The 13,517-nt window shown below is 63.0% G+C and carries 14 protein-coding genes; 3 read left to right on the top strand and 11 right to left on the bottom strand.

Annotation, left to right across the window (positions count from 1 at the left end):
- Positions 1 to 19 precede the first annotated feature (19 nt).
- The 7 genes from HB675_RS23170 to HB675_RS23200 form a co-directional block, all read right to left on the bottom strand.
- Positions 20 to 1,492: an aldehyde dehydrogenase family protein gene (locus HB675_RS23170; protein WP_213881489.1), complete on the bottom strand. Its 1,473-nt coding sequence runs from the start codon at positions 1,490 to 1,492 to the stop codon at positions 20 to 22.
- A gap of 9 nt (positions 1,493 to 1,501) precedes the next feature.
- Positions 1,502 to 2,311: an ABC transporter permease gene (locus HB675_RS23175; protein ID WP_213881490.1), complete on the bottom strand. Its 810-nt coding sequence runs from the start codon at positions 2,309 to 2,311 to the stop codon at positions 1,502 to 1,504.
- A 1-nt stretch (position 2,312) separates the two neighbouring features.
- Positions 2,313 to 3,230 carry an ABC transporter permease gene (locus tag HB675_RS23180; RefSeq protein WP_213881491.1) on the bottom strand — a complete coding sequence of 306 codons (918 nt, stop codon included), beginning with the start codon at positions 3,228 to 3,230 and terminating at the stop codon, positions 2,313 to 2,315.
- A 31-nt stretch (positions 3,231 to 3,261) separates the two neighbouring features.
- A complete protein-coding gene (locus HB675_RS23185; protein ID WP_213881492.1) occupies positions 3,262 to 4,404 on the bottom strand; it encodes an extracellular solute-binding protein in 1,143 nt (380 codons plus the stop codon).
- Positions 4,405 to 4,439: 35 nt separating this feature from the next.
- Complete coding sequence (locus HB675_RS23190) at positions 4,440 to 5,555, bottom strand: ABC transporter ATP-binding protein (RefSeq protein WP_213881493.1); 1,116 nt, start codon at positions 5,553 to 5,555, stop codon at positions 4,440 to 4,442.
- Positions 5,556 to 5,656: 101 nt separating this feature from the next.
- Positions 5,657 to 6,466: a LuxR C-terminal-related transcriptional regulator gene (locus HB675_RS23195; RefSeq protein ID WP_213881566.1), complete on the bottom strand. Its 810-nt coding sequence runs from the start codon at positions 6,464 to 6,466 to the stop codon at positions 5,657 to 5,659.
- A 99-nt stretch (positions 6,467 to 6,565) separates the two neighbouring features.
- A complete protein-coding gene (locus HB675_RS23200) occupies positions 6,566 to 6,829 on the bottom strand; it encodes a DUF2798 domain-containing protein (protein ID WP_213881494.1) in 264 nt (87 codons plus the stop codon).
- 128 nt (positions 6,830 to 6,957) lie between these two features.
- On the opposite strand from HB675_RS23200, the gene HB675_RS23205 reads away from it, so the two are divergent.
- Positions 6,958 to 7,875, top strand: a complete 918-nt coding sequence (locus HB675_RS23205; protein ID WP_213881495.1) for a LysR family transcriptional regulator — start codon at positions 6,958 to 6,960, stop codon at positions 7,873 to 7,875.
- Here HB675_RS23205 and HB675_RS23210 read toward each other — a convergent pair.
- A complete protein-coding gene (locus HB675_RS23210; protein ID WP_213881496.1) occupies positions 7,872 to 9,086 on the bottom strand; it encodes a diguanylate cyclase in 1,215 nt (404 codons plus the stop codon). The two genes, HB675_RS23205 and HB675_RS23210, sit on opposite strands and share 4 nt — an antisense overlap.
- Before the next feature lie 281 nt (positions 9,087 to 9,367).
- On the opposite strand from HB675_RS23210, the gene HB675_RS23215 reads away from it, so the two are divergent.
- The gene (locus tag HB675_RS23215) at positions 9,368 to 10,243 is read left to right on the top strand and encodes an undecaprenyl-diphosphate phosphatase (protein ID WP_213881497.1); all 876 of its coding nucleotides are present in this window, start codon (positions 9,368 to 9,370) and stop codon (positions 10,241 to 10,243) included.
- A 53-nt stretch (positions 10,244 to 10,296) separates the two neighbouring features.
- Here the strand turns inward: HB675_RS23215 and HB675_RS23220 are convergent, their stop codons facing one another.
- Entirely contained in the window at positions 10,297 to 10,638 is a 342-nt protein-coding gene (locus tag HB675_RS23220; protein WP_213881498.1) for a hypothetical protein, read from the bottom strand.
- 57 nt (positions 10,639 to 10,695) lie between these two features.
- Positions 10,696 to 11,148: a response regulator gene (locus HB675_RS23225; RefSeq protein WP_213881499.1), complete on the bottom strand. Its 453-nt coding sequence runs from the start codon at positions 11,146 to 11,148 to the stop codon at positions 10,696 to 10,698.
- A 321-nt stretch (positions 11,149 to 11,469) separates the two neighbouring features.
- Between HB675_RS23225 and HB675_RS23230 the strand changes: the two genes are divergently transcribed.
- Complete coding sequence (locus HB675_RS23230; RefSeq protein WP_213881500.1) at positions 11,470 to 12,669, top strand: MFS transporter; 1,200 nt, start codon at positions 11,470 to 11,472, stop codon at positions 12,667 to 12,669.
- Positions 12,670 to 12,738: 69 nt separating this feature from the next.
- Here HB675_RS23230 and HB675_RS23235 read toward each other — a convergent pair whose 3' ends face one another.
- Positions 12,739 to 13,434, bottom strand: coding sequence for a CerR family C-terminal domain-containing protein (locus tag HB675_RS23235; protein WP_213881501.1), 696 nt, complete (start codon positions 13,432 to 13,434; stop codon positions 12,739 to 12,741).
- Positions 13,435 to 13,517 lie beyond the last annotated feature (83 nt).

Raw genomic sequence — 13,517 nt, forward strand, 5'->3', positions numbered from 1 at the left:
CGGGGATTACATCAACGCCCTACTTCAAATACCACCCCCAAGCCCCCTCCCCCACATACTCGGTCACCTGTTTGACCTCCAGGTAATTGTCCAACCCCCAGCGCCCCAACTCCCGGCCGATCCCGCTCTGCTTCATCCCCCCCCAAGGCGCCTCGACAAAGGTCGGCTGCGAGCAGTTGACCCAGACGATCCCGGCGCGCAGTTCGTTGGAGACCCGCGTGGCGCGCTGCGGGTCCTGGCTCATGACAGCGGCGGCGAGGCCGAAGCGGCTGGCGTTGGCCATTTGCACGGCCTGGGCCTCGGTCTTGAAGCGTTTGACGCAGAGGAATGGGCCGAAGACTTCTTCGCGCCAGATCGTGCTGTCGGCGTCGGGTTCGTCGAAGATCGTCGGTTCGATGAAGAAGCCCCGGTCAAGGTGGGCCGGGCGCTGGCCGCCGGTGAGCAGGCGCGCGCCGCTGGCCTTGCCCTGGGCGACGAAGTCCAGCACCTTGGCCAGTTGCCCTGCGCTGACCAGCGGTCCCAGCAGCACACCCGGCTCCAGGCCAGGGCCAATGGTGATGGCGCGGGTGGCCTGCACCAGGCGCTCCATGAGCCGTGGCGCGATACCTTCCTGCACCAGTAGCCGGGAAGTCGCGCTGCACACCTGGCCCTGGTTCCAGAAAATCCCGAACAGAATCCACTCCACAGCGGCTTCGACGTCGGCATCGTCGAAGACGATGAAGGCCGACTTGCCGCCCAGTTCCAGGCTGATGTTCTTGATGTCAGCGGCGGCAGCCGACATGATTTTCGAGCCGGTGGGCACGCTGCCGGTGAAGGCCAGTTTGTCCACGCCGGGGTGTTCGGCCAGGGGTGCACCGGCCTCACCACCACGGCCGGTGATGACGTTGAGCACGCCGGCGGGCAGCCCTACACGGTCGGCGGCGCCCGCCAGTTCCAGCGCGGTCAGCGGCGTCAGCTCCGAGGGTTTGAGCACGAGGGTGGCGCCTGCCGCGAGCGCGGGCGCGACTTTCCACGCGGCCATCAACAGCGGGTAGTTCCAGGGAATGATCTGCCCGGCGACGCCGATAGGCTCCAGCCGCGTGTGGCAGCGAAAGCGTTCATCGGGCAAGGCCAGGGGCTGGTCCTGACGTTCATCCAGCTCCCGTGCCAGCCCGGCGTAATAGCGAAAGCAAGCCACGGCGTCGCCGATGTCCCATTGGGCCTCGGGCAGGGGTTTGCCGTTGTCGCGCACTTCAAGCTCGGCCAGGGCTTCCTGGCCGTGCTCAAGCTCTGCCGCCAACGCGTCCAGCCATTGCCCGCGCTCGGCCCCGGTGGTCTGCGACCAGCCCGAGGTGAACGCGCGCCGGGCCGCGCGCACGGCGTGGTCGACGTCTTCTTCGGTGCCGGCCGCCACGCGCTGCAGCGACTGTTCAGTGGCCGGGTCGATGACGTCCATGTAGCCGCCCAGGTCCGGGCTGACCCATTCTCCATTGATGTACAACTGGTCACGCATGCCAGACTCCTAGGCGCCGGTGCGGCGGTTCTGCAAATAACGGGAGGTGAACAGCAGCGCCATGGAGGCGCAGATGATCACGGTCGAGAGGGCGTTGATCTCCGGGGTGACCCCACGGCGGATCGACGAAAAGATGTAGATCGGCAGCGTGGTCTCTGGCCCGGCGACGAAGAAGGCAATGATGAAATCATCGAAGCTGAAGGTGAAGGCCAGCAGAAACCCCGCCATGATCGCCGGGGTGATCTGCGGCAGGGTCACCCGCACGAAGGTGTCGAACGGCGGTGCGTACAGATCTGCCGAAGCCTCCTGCAAGGCCGTGTCCAAGGCATCGACCCGGCTGCGCACGATGATCATCACCAGCGCCATGGTGAACAGCGAATGGGCAGCGATCACCGTGGTAAAGCCCATCTCCAGCTTGGGCAGTTGCGGCACCCAGTGAGCCAGCCACGGGTTGATCAGGTCGAACAGGCTGATGAAGGCAATCAAGGTGGAAATGCCGATGACGATCCCGGGAATGATGATCGCGCAGTAGGTGAAGGCCTCGAACACCGTGCGCACCTTGGGCCCGCAGCGTTGCAGACCGAACACCGCGAGGGTGCCGAACAGCGTGGCGATGATCGCCGAGGTGAACGCGATCAGAGCGCTGTGCCCCAGGGCCTCCATGATGAATGGGTTGCCGAAGGCGCGGCCAAACCATTGCACCGAACAACACTGGAACGCCAGCCCGCTGCGCCCGGCGTTGAAGGCAAAGACCATGATCAGCGCGATGGGCGCATAGAGGAACAGGTACACCGAGGCGGAATAATTGCGCAGCCACATGTCACAACCCTCCATCAGCAGGTCGGCCGCCGTAGCGCGCCACCAGCTTGAGGTACAGGCCGATGATCACCAGCATCATCGCCACCAGGGTCATCGCCAACGCGCTGCCGAACGGCCAGTTGCGCGATTGCAGAAACAGGTCCACCAGCGCGTTGCCGACGAAGAACACCTTGCCGCCTCCCAGTACCGCCGGGATCAGGAACTCGCCCATCAACAGGATGAACACCAGCATGACCCCGGTGATGATCCCCGGCGCCGACAACGGCAAGGTGATCCGGCGCAGGGTCTCGAAACCGCTGGCACCCAGGTCGGCAGACGCCTCCAGCAGGCGCTTGTCGAGTTTTTCCAGGCTGACGTAGATGGGGAAGACCATCAGCGGCAGGTAGCCATAGACGATGCCGATCAGCACCGCCCAGGGTGTGTTGATCAGCCGCACCCCTTCCAGGCCGACACTGGCCAGCAGCGCCGGGATGCCCTTGCCGCTGAGGATGAAGATCCAGGCGTAGGTGCGAATCAGGAAGCTGGTCCAGAACGGCACGATGACCAAAGTCAGCAACAAGGCGCGGTTGCGCCCGGCGCGTACCGCCAGAAAGTAGGCCAGGGGGTAGGCCGCCAACAGACACACCACAGTCCCCAGCGGCGCCAGGGTCAGGGTGTTGCAGAAGGCCGCCGCCCGCGAGCCCAGGTTCAGGTAGTTGTCCAGAGTGAAGCCCCCTGCGTACCCGCCCACCGGGCTGCGCACGCCGAAACTGAATACCAGGATGATCACCATTGGCATCAGCAACAACAGCAGAAACCACAGGGTTGACGGCAACAGCATCAACCAGGTGATTCGCCGCGCGAGGCTGCGCCGACGGTTCGGGTCAGCCGTATGAGCCGCGGCGGCCGGCAGGGTTCGGAGCGAGGCAGCAGCGCTCATGGGCGACTCCTTGGTACGCATAGGGACGGGATCAGGCCGACTTGAAGCGCGCCATCAGCTCGGCGCGAGCCGGGCTGGTGAGCGTGGCGGCGGCGCCGAATTCCAGGGGGCTGAGGGCTTCGGCCGCCGGGTACATGATCGGGTCGTCGAGCATGGCGGTGGGCAGCAACGCATCGACACGCTTGTCGCCGCTGGGATAGCCGTGGCTCAGCACTTCCATTTTGTTGTGCTGGGGGTCGAGCAGGTAGTTGATGAAGGCATAGGCGGCGTCCTTGTGCTCGGAGCTGGTGGGGATGGCGAAGAAATCGCTCCAGATCTCGCCGCCTTCCTTGCCCAGCTGGTAGTGCATGGCCGGGTTGTCACGGTGCAGTTGCGAGGCGTCGCCGGTCCAGGACATGGCCAGGGTCGCGTCGCCGCTGCGCATGGACGGCTGGATGTCCGAGTTGATGGCGAACAAGTGCGGCTTGACCTCGATCAACAGTTTTTCGGCGTCGGCCAGCTCTTTCGGGTCCAGGGAGTTGAAGTCGTAGCCGAAGGACTTGAGGGCGTTGCCGATCGCAGTCAACTGGTAGTCGTGGACGATCACCTGACCGCTGGCTTCGCCTTGGGTCAGGGCCCAGAACTCCTTCCAGGTGGTGGGGCGCGCCTTGAGCTTGCTGGTATCGTAGACCCAGCCGGTGGTGCCCCAATTTTTCGGCACGGCGTAGACCTTGCCGTCGACCGTGCCCTGGGCGATGAACTTGGCCTGGTAATCGGTGGCGTCGAAGTGCGGGATGCGCGACAGGTCCAGCGGCTCGATCAAGCCCAGCTTCACGTAGGTGCTGATGGCGTAGTTGGTGGGCACCAGCACGTCCCAGCCGCTACCGCCAGCCTGCAACTTCGCGAGCATTTCCTCGTTGGAGCCGAACACGCTCATGGACACCTTGGCACCGGTGGTCTTGGCGAAGTTGTCGAGGTTTTCCGGGCTGTGATAGTTGGGCCAGGTGGCCAGGGACAGGCGATCACCGATCTTGCCTTGCTCGGCCGCCTCGGCCGACGAGGTCAGCAGGCCCGGCATGTGGCTGGCGATCACGGCGGCGGCCACTCCCAGCCCGGTCCGACCGAGAAAATCACGGCGGCTGAGGGAGCCGTTCTGCCAGCTGCGCAGGGTCTTGATAAACGATTTCTGATCCATTGCCGTTCCCCGTTTCAGTGATTGATAGAAAGACTTCAGTGGGCCATCGCCAGGCCATTGGCGTGGTCCCAGCCGACGCAGACGGCGGCGCCATGTTCAAAACTGTTGGCCTCGTTTTCCCGAGGCCTTGCGACGCGCACGCTGACGATGCCGAAAGCGTCGGTGCGCACGCGGTATTCGGTACTGTTGCCCAGGTAGATGCGGTCTTCGACGACGCCGTTCAGCACCACATCCTGAGCCAGTCCAGAAGCCGGTGCGGCGATGTTGATCAGCTCAGGGCGCACGGCAATGCAGCCCGGGGCCTGGGCACTCAACGCCAGGCCGTTGGGCGTCAACGGGCTGCTCAGCTCCAGGCCCTGAGCCGTGCGCAACACCGCCGTGTTGCCGTGCAGGCGCTGCACCGTGCCATCGAACAGGTTCGACTCGCCGATGAAGTCGGCGACGTAGCGGCTGGCCGGGGCTTCGTAGAGTTGTTCGGGGCTGGCGGTCTGGACGATGGCGCCGTTGTGCATGACGCTGATGCTGTCGCTCATGGACAAGGCTTCTTCCTGATCGTGGGTGACCAGCACGAACGTGATGCCCACTTCCCGTTGCAGGCGCAGCAGTTCGGACTGCATTTCCTTGCGCAATTTGCGGTCCAGGGCCGCCAGCGGTTCGTCCAGCAACAACACCGTGGGTTTGTTCACCAGCGCCCGGGCCAGGGCCACGCGCTGTTGCTGGCCGCCGGACAACTCGCTGGGCTTGCGCGCGCCAAAACCGCTCAGCCGGACCATTTCCAGGGCCTCGTCGGCCAGCCGTTGCTGGGTCTTGCGGTCAGGGCGCGGGGTGCGATAACGCAGGCCGTAGGCGATGTTGTCGGCGATGCTCAAGTGCGGAAACAGCGCGTAGTGCTGGAACACCATGTTGACCGGCCGCTGGTAGGCCGGGATGCCGGCGACGTTCTGTCCGGCCAGGCGGATCTCGCCGGAGGTGGGCTGCTCGAAGCCGGCGATCATGCGCAGCGTGGTGGTCTTGCCGCAGCCGGAGCCGCCGAGAAAGGAGTGAAACGAGCCGCGCTTGACGCTGAAATCGAGATTGGCCACGGCCTGCACGTCGCCGTAGAGCTTTCTCACGTTGCAGAATTCGATATCGCTGGCTTGAGTCTCGTGCATGTTGGAACCCCGATTGGCGTGGCTGTCGTTCAACGAGGGCCACGCTATCAACCGGGGTTTTGCGGTGTATATATCCCCCGAGGGGTAGAGTCGTTTTCAGATCACGCAGGCGCGCTGATTTCGCTGCCGGCCAGTTCGCGAATGAAAAGCCCCAGCAGCTCCGACTGGCTGCCGATGCCGAGCTTGGCGTAAAGGTTCTTGCGGTGGATCTTCACGGTGCCGACGCTGATGCTCAGTTGCTCGGCCACCGACGCCCCGGAATGCCCGCGCAGCAGCAGTTGCACGATCTCGCGCTCACGGGCGGTGAGGCGCTGGGCACCGAACTGCTCGAAGGCTTCACGGATCTTGAAATCCAGCTCATGGGCCGGCCGGGGCTGCTCGGCGCGCTGCAATTGCCAGGCCTCGTGGATGATCTGCGCCACCGCGCCCTGGGCGCAGTCGAGCCACTGCAACTCGTCGCGACTGAACGCACAGTTGGCGCTGGCGCGCATGAGCGACAGCACCGCCGTGGTGCCCTCCTCCAGGTCGACGAAGAATGCCACTTCTTCGGCCAGCCCCGTTTGCTGGTAGTAGGTCAGGTAGTACTCGCCCAGGTAGAAGTGGTCGGGGGCGAACTGGCGCAGGCGCCACAAGCCCGGGGCCTGCTGGCGGGTGCAGGCGAGGTAGAACGGATCGAGCAGGTAGGGGCCGCACTGGTAGTCGTCGACATAGATGCGGCGGTTGTCGGCCGAAAAGGTGTCGAAAAGCGCCAGCGGCCGATGGCGGCCCTCATAGACGAACAGAACGAAATGATCGATCGGGCAGACCTGGCGCAACCAGCTGCACAGGCCGGACAGCCGCTGGCGGCCTGCGCTCAGGGTATAGACCTGGGCAAGTCCGGTGGTCCAGTTCTTGAGTTCCTTGGGGGTCATGATGAAGGCACGAGCCGAAATGCGAGGGTGCATCATAGGCGCCATTGGCGGGCGCGCCAACGGGGGCTGTGCCTGTCACGACATGCCCCGGCGCGCCCCTCAATGCCCGTGCACCGTCCACGCCACCAGCCGCGCCACCACCGGCCGCACGCCCAGCACACAGAAAAACGCCGACGGCATGGCCACCCGATACGCACTCATCACCCGTGCAAAGTAATGCCCGCCCAGCCCCGACTCGGCGGCGGTGATCACCAGGCACATGAGAAACGCCATGATGGTCGCCATGTACAAAGCGAACACGTAAGGCGTTACCGACTTGGGAAAGCGCAGGCGCGCGGGCTTTGCAAGCGTACTGTTGTCCATGAAACCGTCCTGATGCGCTTGAAGATGACTGACTGGCAGGCAAATTAACAAGCGCCGGGAGACGGCAGTAGCACCGCTGTGCTTGAATCATTGTTAAGTAAACGTGACGAATGCAAGGATCGGTGCCGATGGACCTGCTGGGCTTGATCAAGACGTTCATCCGTGTGGTGGAAAATGGCAGTATCGCCGCCGCCGCCCGCGCTCAGGGCATGAGCCCGGCGGCGATCAGTCAGAGCCTCACGCGGCTGGAAACCCACCTTGGCGTGCGGCTGCTGTCCCGCACCACCCGCAGCATGGTGCTGACTGAAAGCGGCACGCGTTATTTCGACAAAGTGCGGCTCATTCCCCATGAAGTCGACCTTGCCGCACAGGCGGCGGCGATCGCCAGCGCGCCGCAGGGCCCCTTGTGTATCGCCACCACCACTGCATTCGGCCGCCACGTGCTGGCGCCCTTGCTGCCGTCCTTCAAGGCCACCTATCCCGGCATCGACATCGAACTGATCAGCAGCGACCGGCGCGTCGATCACCGTCTGGAGGGTGTGGATGTCAGTATCCGCATCGAAGCACAGCTGAGCGACCAACTGATCGCCAGGCCCATCGGTGCCTTCCCGTTCGTGGTCTGCGCATCGCCTGCCTACCTTGAACGCGCAGGCACTCCCGAGACGCCCGAGGCCCTCGAACAGCATGATTGTCTGGTGTTTCGCTACCCCACCGATGGCCGATTTCTGCCATGGTTCTTCGTCCGCGATGGCCAGCGTTTCGAGGCCAGGCTCAGACCGGGTTTCGTCTGCGATGACATTGACACCATTGCGCAATTGGCCGTCGCCGCAGGCGGCATCGCGCGGTTGGCCAGCTACGTCGCCCAGCCATGGCTGGACGCGGGTCTGCTGCGGCCCCTGTTCACGCCCCAGGAACAGACAGTGGCCTGCGCGGCGCCCGAACCGCTGAACATCTTCGCATGTGTCACCGAACGCTCGGCACTGAATGCCAAAGTGCGGGCATTCATCGATTACCTTGAACAGGCGATTATCGACAGGCAGGTCTAGCCGACCGCTTCAAGACGCGCAAACCGCAGACAATTGCGCCCGGCATGCTTGGCCGCATAAAGAGCACTGTCCGCCGAGGCAATCAGGGCATCGGCGCTGGTGTGAGGAATGATGGCAGCCGCCAACCCGAGGCTGATGGTCACGCACGCGCCCTCGCCCAGCACCGGGTGCGGTATCGCCAGCGCCACCACCGCCGCACGCAAGGACTCGGCCAGCGCTTGTGCCTGAGCGACGTCGGCATCGACCATCAACACCAGCACCTCCTCCCCGCCGTAGCGAAACGCCACGCCACCACCGTCTACGGCGGTGTGGTGAATGACGCGACTGAGGATACGCAGGCAGGTATCGCCCTCAGGATGGCCGTAATTGTCGTTGTAGGCTTTGAAGTGGTCGATATCCAGCAGGATCAGCGCGACGCTGGCGGGTTGGGTCACTGCCTGAGCCCAGACCGAACTTAATACCTCACCGAGATAACGGCGGTTGAACAATTGGGTCAAGGGATCGGTGCGGGCAATGGCGGTCAATTGCACTTCCAGTAATCGCGCCCGTAGCGCATGCAGGTAACTACGTCGCGTGCCCCGTTCGAGGAAATACGACGCCTGCATCAACAGCAGGACCGTGGCAACAAAGAACAAGGCGTTGGACTGCCAGACGACAAAATCGGCCATGTCGGAAAGATAGGTGGTCACCAGCAGGATCACCAACATGCTGCTCAAGGCACCGGCCGCAAAACGTGTCGGCAGTTGCTGGATAAAGGCGCAGTAGACCATGAGCAATAACATGCCCAACTGATAAGGCACTTTGTATGGGCTGTTGCTGTAAATCATCACGATCAAAGGCAACAGCGAGGAGATCGCGGCGCCGGTCATCGCCACCGCTTCCAGACGCCAGCGGGCCATCAGGCGCTGGCTCCACAGAATCAGCACGATGAACATGGGCGTGATCAGCAACAGCCGCGCCAGGGCCACCCAGACGAACATGTCCCGCATCAATAACCAGTCACTGATCATGAACAGGTTGTAGATCAGTGCCCCACCGATCCCCACCGCCGTCAGAAAGTGCCGCCGAGGCTCGAGTGTATCGGCCTGATATCGCTGCTCCAGCCGATCGGCGAAACGCAGCCCCCTGGCCTTGGAGACGAGGGCGCCCTCGACCTCATCCAGCAGGGCGGGGTCGTCAGCGATGGAGCGATCAAATACAGGAGCCAGCATGCGCCACCACAAAATACAGGAGAGTCGAACCTGAGCAGCAAAGCAGTGTCCTAGTTCGGCTCATTCGGAACGGGTTCACAGTCTTCAATGCTCTGTCTAGCAGTATCGGCAGCGCGCCGAGGATAATGAATCCACTGGTCGGCCGGAGGATCGCGGCGAAAAGTGTCAAAAAAATGTTGTGCGAAGATGAAATTCCACTCAAGTAACGGGGTGGGTAAGTTTAATGTCACGGCTTAACGCTATGATCTGTTTTTCAGACTCATTTTATAAGGACATCCCCTTTGGCAACCCTCTGCTCAGGCGGTCTCGATACCGGTTTTGCTTCCCTCGACTACTTGCAAATCGGCATTCTGGGCGTTATCCAGGGTGTTTCCGAACTGCTTCCCATTTCCTCGACAGCGCACATGCGCATCATTCCGGCATTGCTGGGGTGGCAGGATCCAGGGTCGGCCTTTTCAGCGGCTATGCAAATGGCGGCGCTGGCGGCTGTGGTCAGTTACTTCTGGCGTGATATCCAACAGGTGGTGGGCGGCACCGTCACTGCCGTGCGGGAAAAGGACTACAGCAACCCGTGGTTCAAACTGGCGGTGGCAATCATCCTGGCGACCATCCCTATCTGCATTGCCGGGCTGGCCCTGGCGCCCCTCCTCAATGCTTGCAACTCGCCGCTGCGCGGGCTGATGGTGATCGGTGGGGTGTACCTGGTGATGGCGGTGCTGCTGGCGGTGTCTGAACTGACCTGTCGCCATCAAAGGACCATGGAGCAGATGCGCCTGCGTGATGCACTGATAGTCGGCATTGCTCAGGTGGGTGCCTTGATCCCGGGTGTGTCCCGTTCGGGTTCGACCTTGACTGCGGCCCTGTTCCTCAACTTCAAGCGCGAAGAAGCGGCGCGGTTCTCCTTCCTGCTGGGCTTGCCGGCAATCGCCTTGGCCGGGTTGAAGGAGTTCTGGGTGCTGGCCCATGCCAACATTGGCGCCGAGGGCTGGCAGCACCTGGCGTTCGGCCTGGTGATCGCGAGCATCTCGGCATTCTTCGCGATCTGGGGCTTGATGAAATTCCTGGAGCGTTTCTCCACCTGGCCGTTCATTGTGTACCGGGCGGTGTTGGGTGTGTTCCTGATTGTCGCCGTGACCAAAGGCTGGTTGCCAGCCTGATTCTCCTGCACCGGGCGACGGGCCTCATCGAGGCACCGTTGTCCGGTGTTTCCTCAGCGCATCGCGTGGACACCCCTCCCGCGATCGGCGTTTTCGCTGATGGCACTCAATAGCTCGTTGCTGGTTTCACAGACCGGTAGTGGCGTGTATTGCAGGTCGATCAACCGCCGACCATCAATCACCGGTCGCTCGCAGGGCCGGGCCCCGAAGGCCAGCGCCAGCGATTCGTGGGCCGCCTCGAAAAACACCACGGTCTGGGCATCAAGGGCGTCGATGGTCAAGAGGTAAGGGGTGGTCGCTTGTGGGCACAACTGATGACGCAGTTCATTGAGCACCCTCAGTTGGCCATAGCCGAGTGCCCCGCGATCCAACGATTTGCTGTACCAGCGATCCATAACCTGTGCTCATGACGGCTTGATTACAGGTATCGACCGTTGCCCGGTTTTTTTGGTTCAACCGGGGCTCGCGGTGCCGACCAGCTGCATGCTCGATGCACTGAACACGTCGAGGGCGGTCTGGTCGGCCATGACCTGCTCGATGGATGCCATCAGTTGGGGGATAGCCCAGGGTTTGCGCAGGCAGAACAGCCGTGGCGGCAACGGCGTGTGGTCCAGTGTGTACCCGGTGGTGAGGATCATCGGCACGGTCGGCCACTTCTGCCCCACGAGGGTCGCCAGTTCGATGCCGTTCAACTGGCCGGGCAGAAGGTAATCGGTGACGAGCAGGGCGCAGGGTGTCGAGTAAGTGAGCAGGTGCACGAGGGCATCGTCGGCGGTGGTGTACAGCGCACACTCGGCGCCGGCTTCTTCGACGATGTCACGCAGCAGCCCGCCCAGTACCGGGTCGTCTTCGACGACCACGACGTGGCCGGTCAGGGGGTTGAATGCCTGTGTCCCGTAGGTCATCGCTGACGCTCCATCATCCTGGTTTTTCGTGAAGGGAACGGCCTTCAGGGTAAGGCGCAGTCTTCCAGTAATAACAGGTCAGGTCCAGCAGTTGTAGCCGGCCGGCCTGGCGCAGGAACCCGACGCCGGATTGTTATCCATACGGGACATCCACCGCCGATGGCCTTTTAGCTTCAGTCATCTTGTATCCTCCTGGCTGCACGACTCAACGATAGCCCACGGATGACCGGCCACCCTCGTGACAACAAAGTCAGACTGCTGCGGCCGAACGAACACCTCGACCCATGACAGGTCGTACGCTGTACCAACCAAGGAGAACCCATGAGCGACAACCAAGCCCACGCCAGGCGCGATACCGTGCTGGCCGCCATCGCTTTTCTGATCGTGATGATCGGCACCACCCTCCCCACGCCGTTGTACGCCCTGTACGAGCAGCAGCTGGGCTTCGGTCCGACCTGGCTGACGCTGATCTTTTCCACCTACGCGGCGGGGGTCATTGCAGCGCTGTTGGTGGCCGGCGGCTGGTCGGATCAATTGGGCCGGCGGCCGATGATGTTTGCCGCCATAGCCATGTCGGCAATCAGCGCAGTGGTGTTTCTCAGCTGGCAGAGCATCCCCGGTCTGCTGGTGGGCAGGCTGTTTTCCGGGTTCTCGGCGGGGATCATGACCGGCACCGGCACAGTCGCCGTGATCGAATTGGCGCCCAAGGCGTGGCGCGGGCTGGCCACGTTGATAGCCACCGGTGCCAACATGCTCGGGTTGGGCTTGGGACCGTTGCTGGCGGGGATCACTTCACAGTACCTGCCGTGGCCGTTGCACCTGTCTTACAGCGGTCATCTGGTCATGCTCGGGCTGGCCACGCTGTTTGTCGCCATGATCCGCGAAAGCGCCCAACGCCCCGCGAAGCCTCGTCTCCAGGTACAACGACCCTCGATTCCCGCGCAGGTGCGCCCCCTGTTCATTCCGGCCTGCATCGCCGGGCTGGCGGGGTTTGGTGTCGCCGGGCTGTTTACTTCGATGGTGCCATCGATCATGGGCCAGCTCATGGCGCAGAAAGGCGGCGCGGTGATCGGCGCGGTCATCTGCATGTTCTTTATCGCGTCAACCACCGGCCAGGCGCTGATGAAGTGGCTGCCAGAGCATCGGCACATGACCTTCGGTTGCAGTGCACTGATCCTCGGCATGCTGGCGTTTGGTTACAGCATTGCCAGCCATCAGGTGCTATGGCTGCTGCTGGGCGCGATCATCTCCGGAGCCGGCCAGGGCATCGCCTTTCGTGCCGGGATGGCGGCGGTGACGGCGGCCACGCCGGCTGACCAGAAGGCCGCCGTGACCTCTGCCCTGTTCATCGTGCTGTATGGGTCAATGGCCACGCCGGTGATAGCCGTAGGCGTGAGCGTGCCGAGTTTCGGCCTCAGCCATGTGGGCGAGCTGTTCGCTGGCCTGGTGGCCTTGGTCGCGCTCGTCGCGTTGGTGAGCATGGCGGTGGTGCAGGGACGACGCTCGTCCGAGCCCGCGTAGACCCGTCTCGCGCCAACCGAACGGACTGCAGGACCGAGCTTGCACGATCCTGTAGTTTTCCCACGCCGATCACTTGCACCGCGCCAACCCTTCAAGTGTAAATCGCGCCTGGGTCAGCACCACTTCCCTGACCAGTTCCATCTCCGCGTTGCCAATGGTCGACCACTTCAACGCCATCAGCAGCTTGGGCCGCTGGGCCCGAAACGCCAGCCCCTGGGCGAACAGCGACAACGAATGGATCACCGTGCGCTCATCCTTGACGTCGAAACCGGTCAACCGCGCGATCAACCGGTGGATCACCTCGACCATCCGCGAGCGGAAGCGCTCCTCGAACAGCATCGACGCACTGGGCGGCGACAGGCCTTCCTGGTGACGGTCCATGAACGCACGCCAGGCGCTGGTCTCGGTGCAGTCCTGCAACATCGAGATCACCGCCCCCAGCAAGCCCAGCACGCTCTCGATCAATTGCTCATCGTCGGCCAGTGGATCATCCAGCGTGCGCTGCGCGGCGTCGACAGTACCGCCCATCTGCCGCCAGAGCAGGCTGATCATCTGCTCGACACATTGCAGGTACACCCCTTCCTTGCCTTCAAAGTAATACTGCAGCGCCGGGGCGTTGACCCCGGCGGCGGCGGCGATTTCACGGGTGGAGGCGCCTTCGTAGCCGCGCTGGCCAAACACCGCCACCGCCGCCTCGATGATGCGCGCGCGGGTCTGTTCACCGCGCTGATAGCCACCCTCGGCGGCCGGTTTGTGTCGTGCCATGTGTCACTCCTGTCCGGACGACCGCCAAAATATACCCATTGACAAATTTTAGCGAAAACCTGATTTTATTCCGACTGGTATAA

The organism is Pseudomonas sp. dw_358, from assembly GCF_018449655.1.
Taxonomy (GTDB): Bacteria; Pseudomonadota; Gammaproteobacteria; order Pseudomonadales; family Pseudomonadaceae; genus Aquipseudomonas.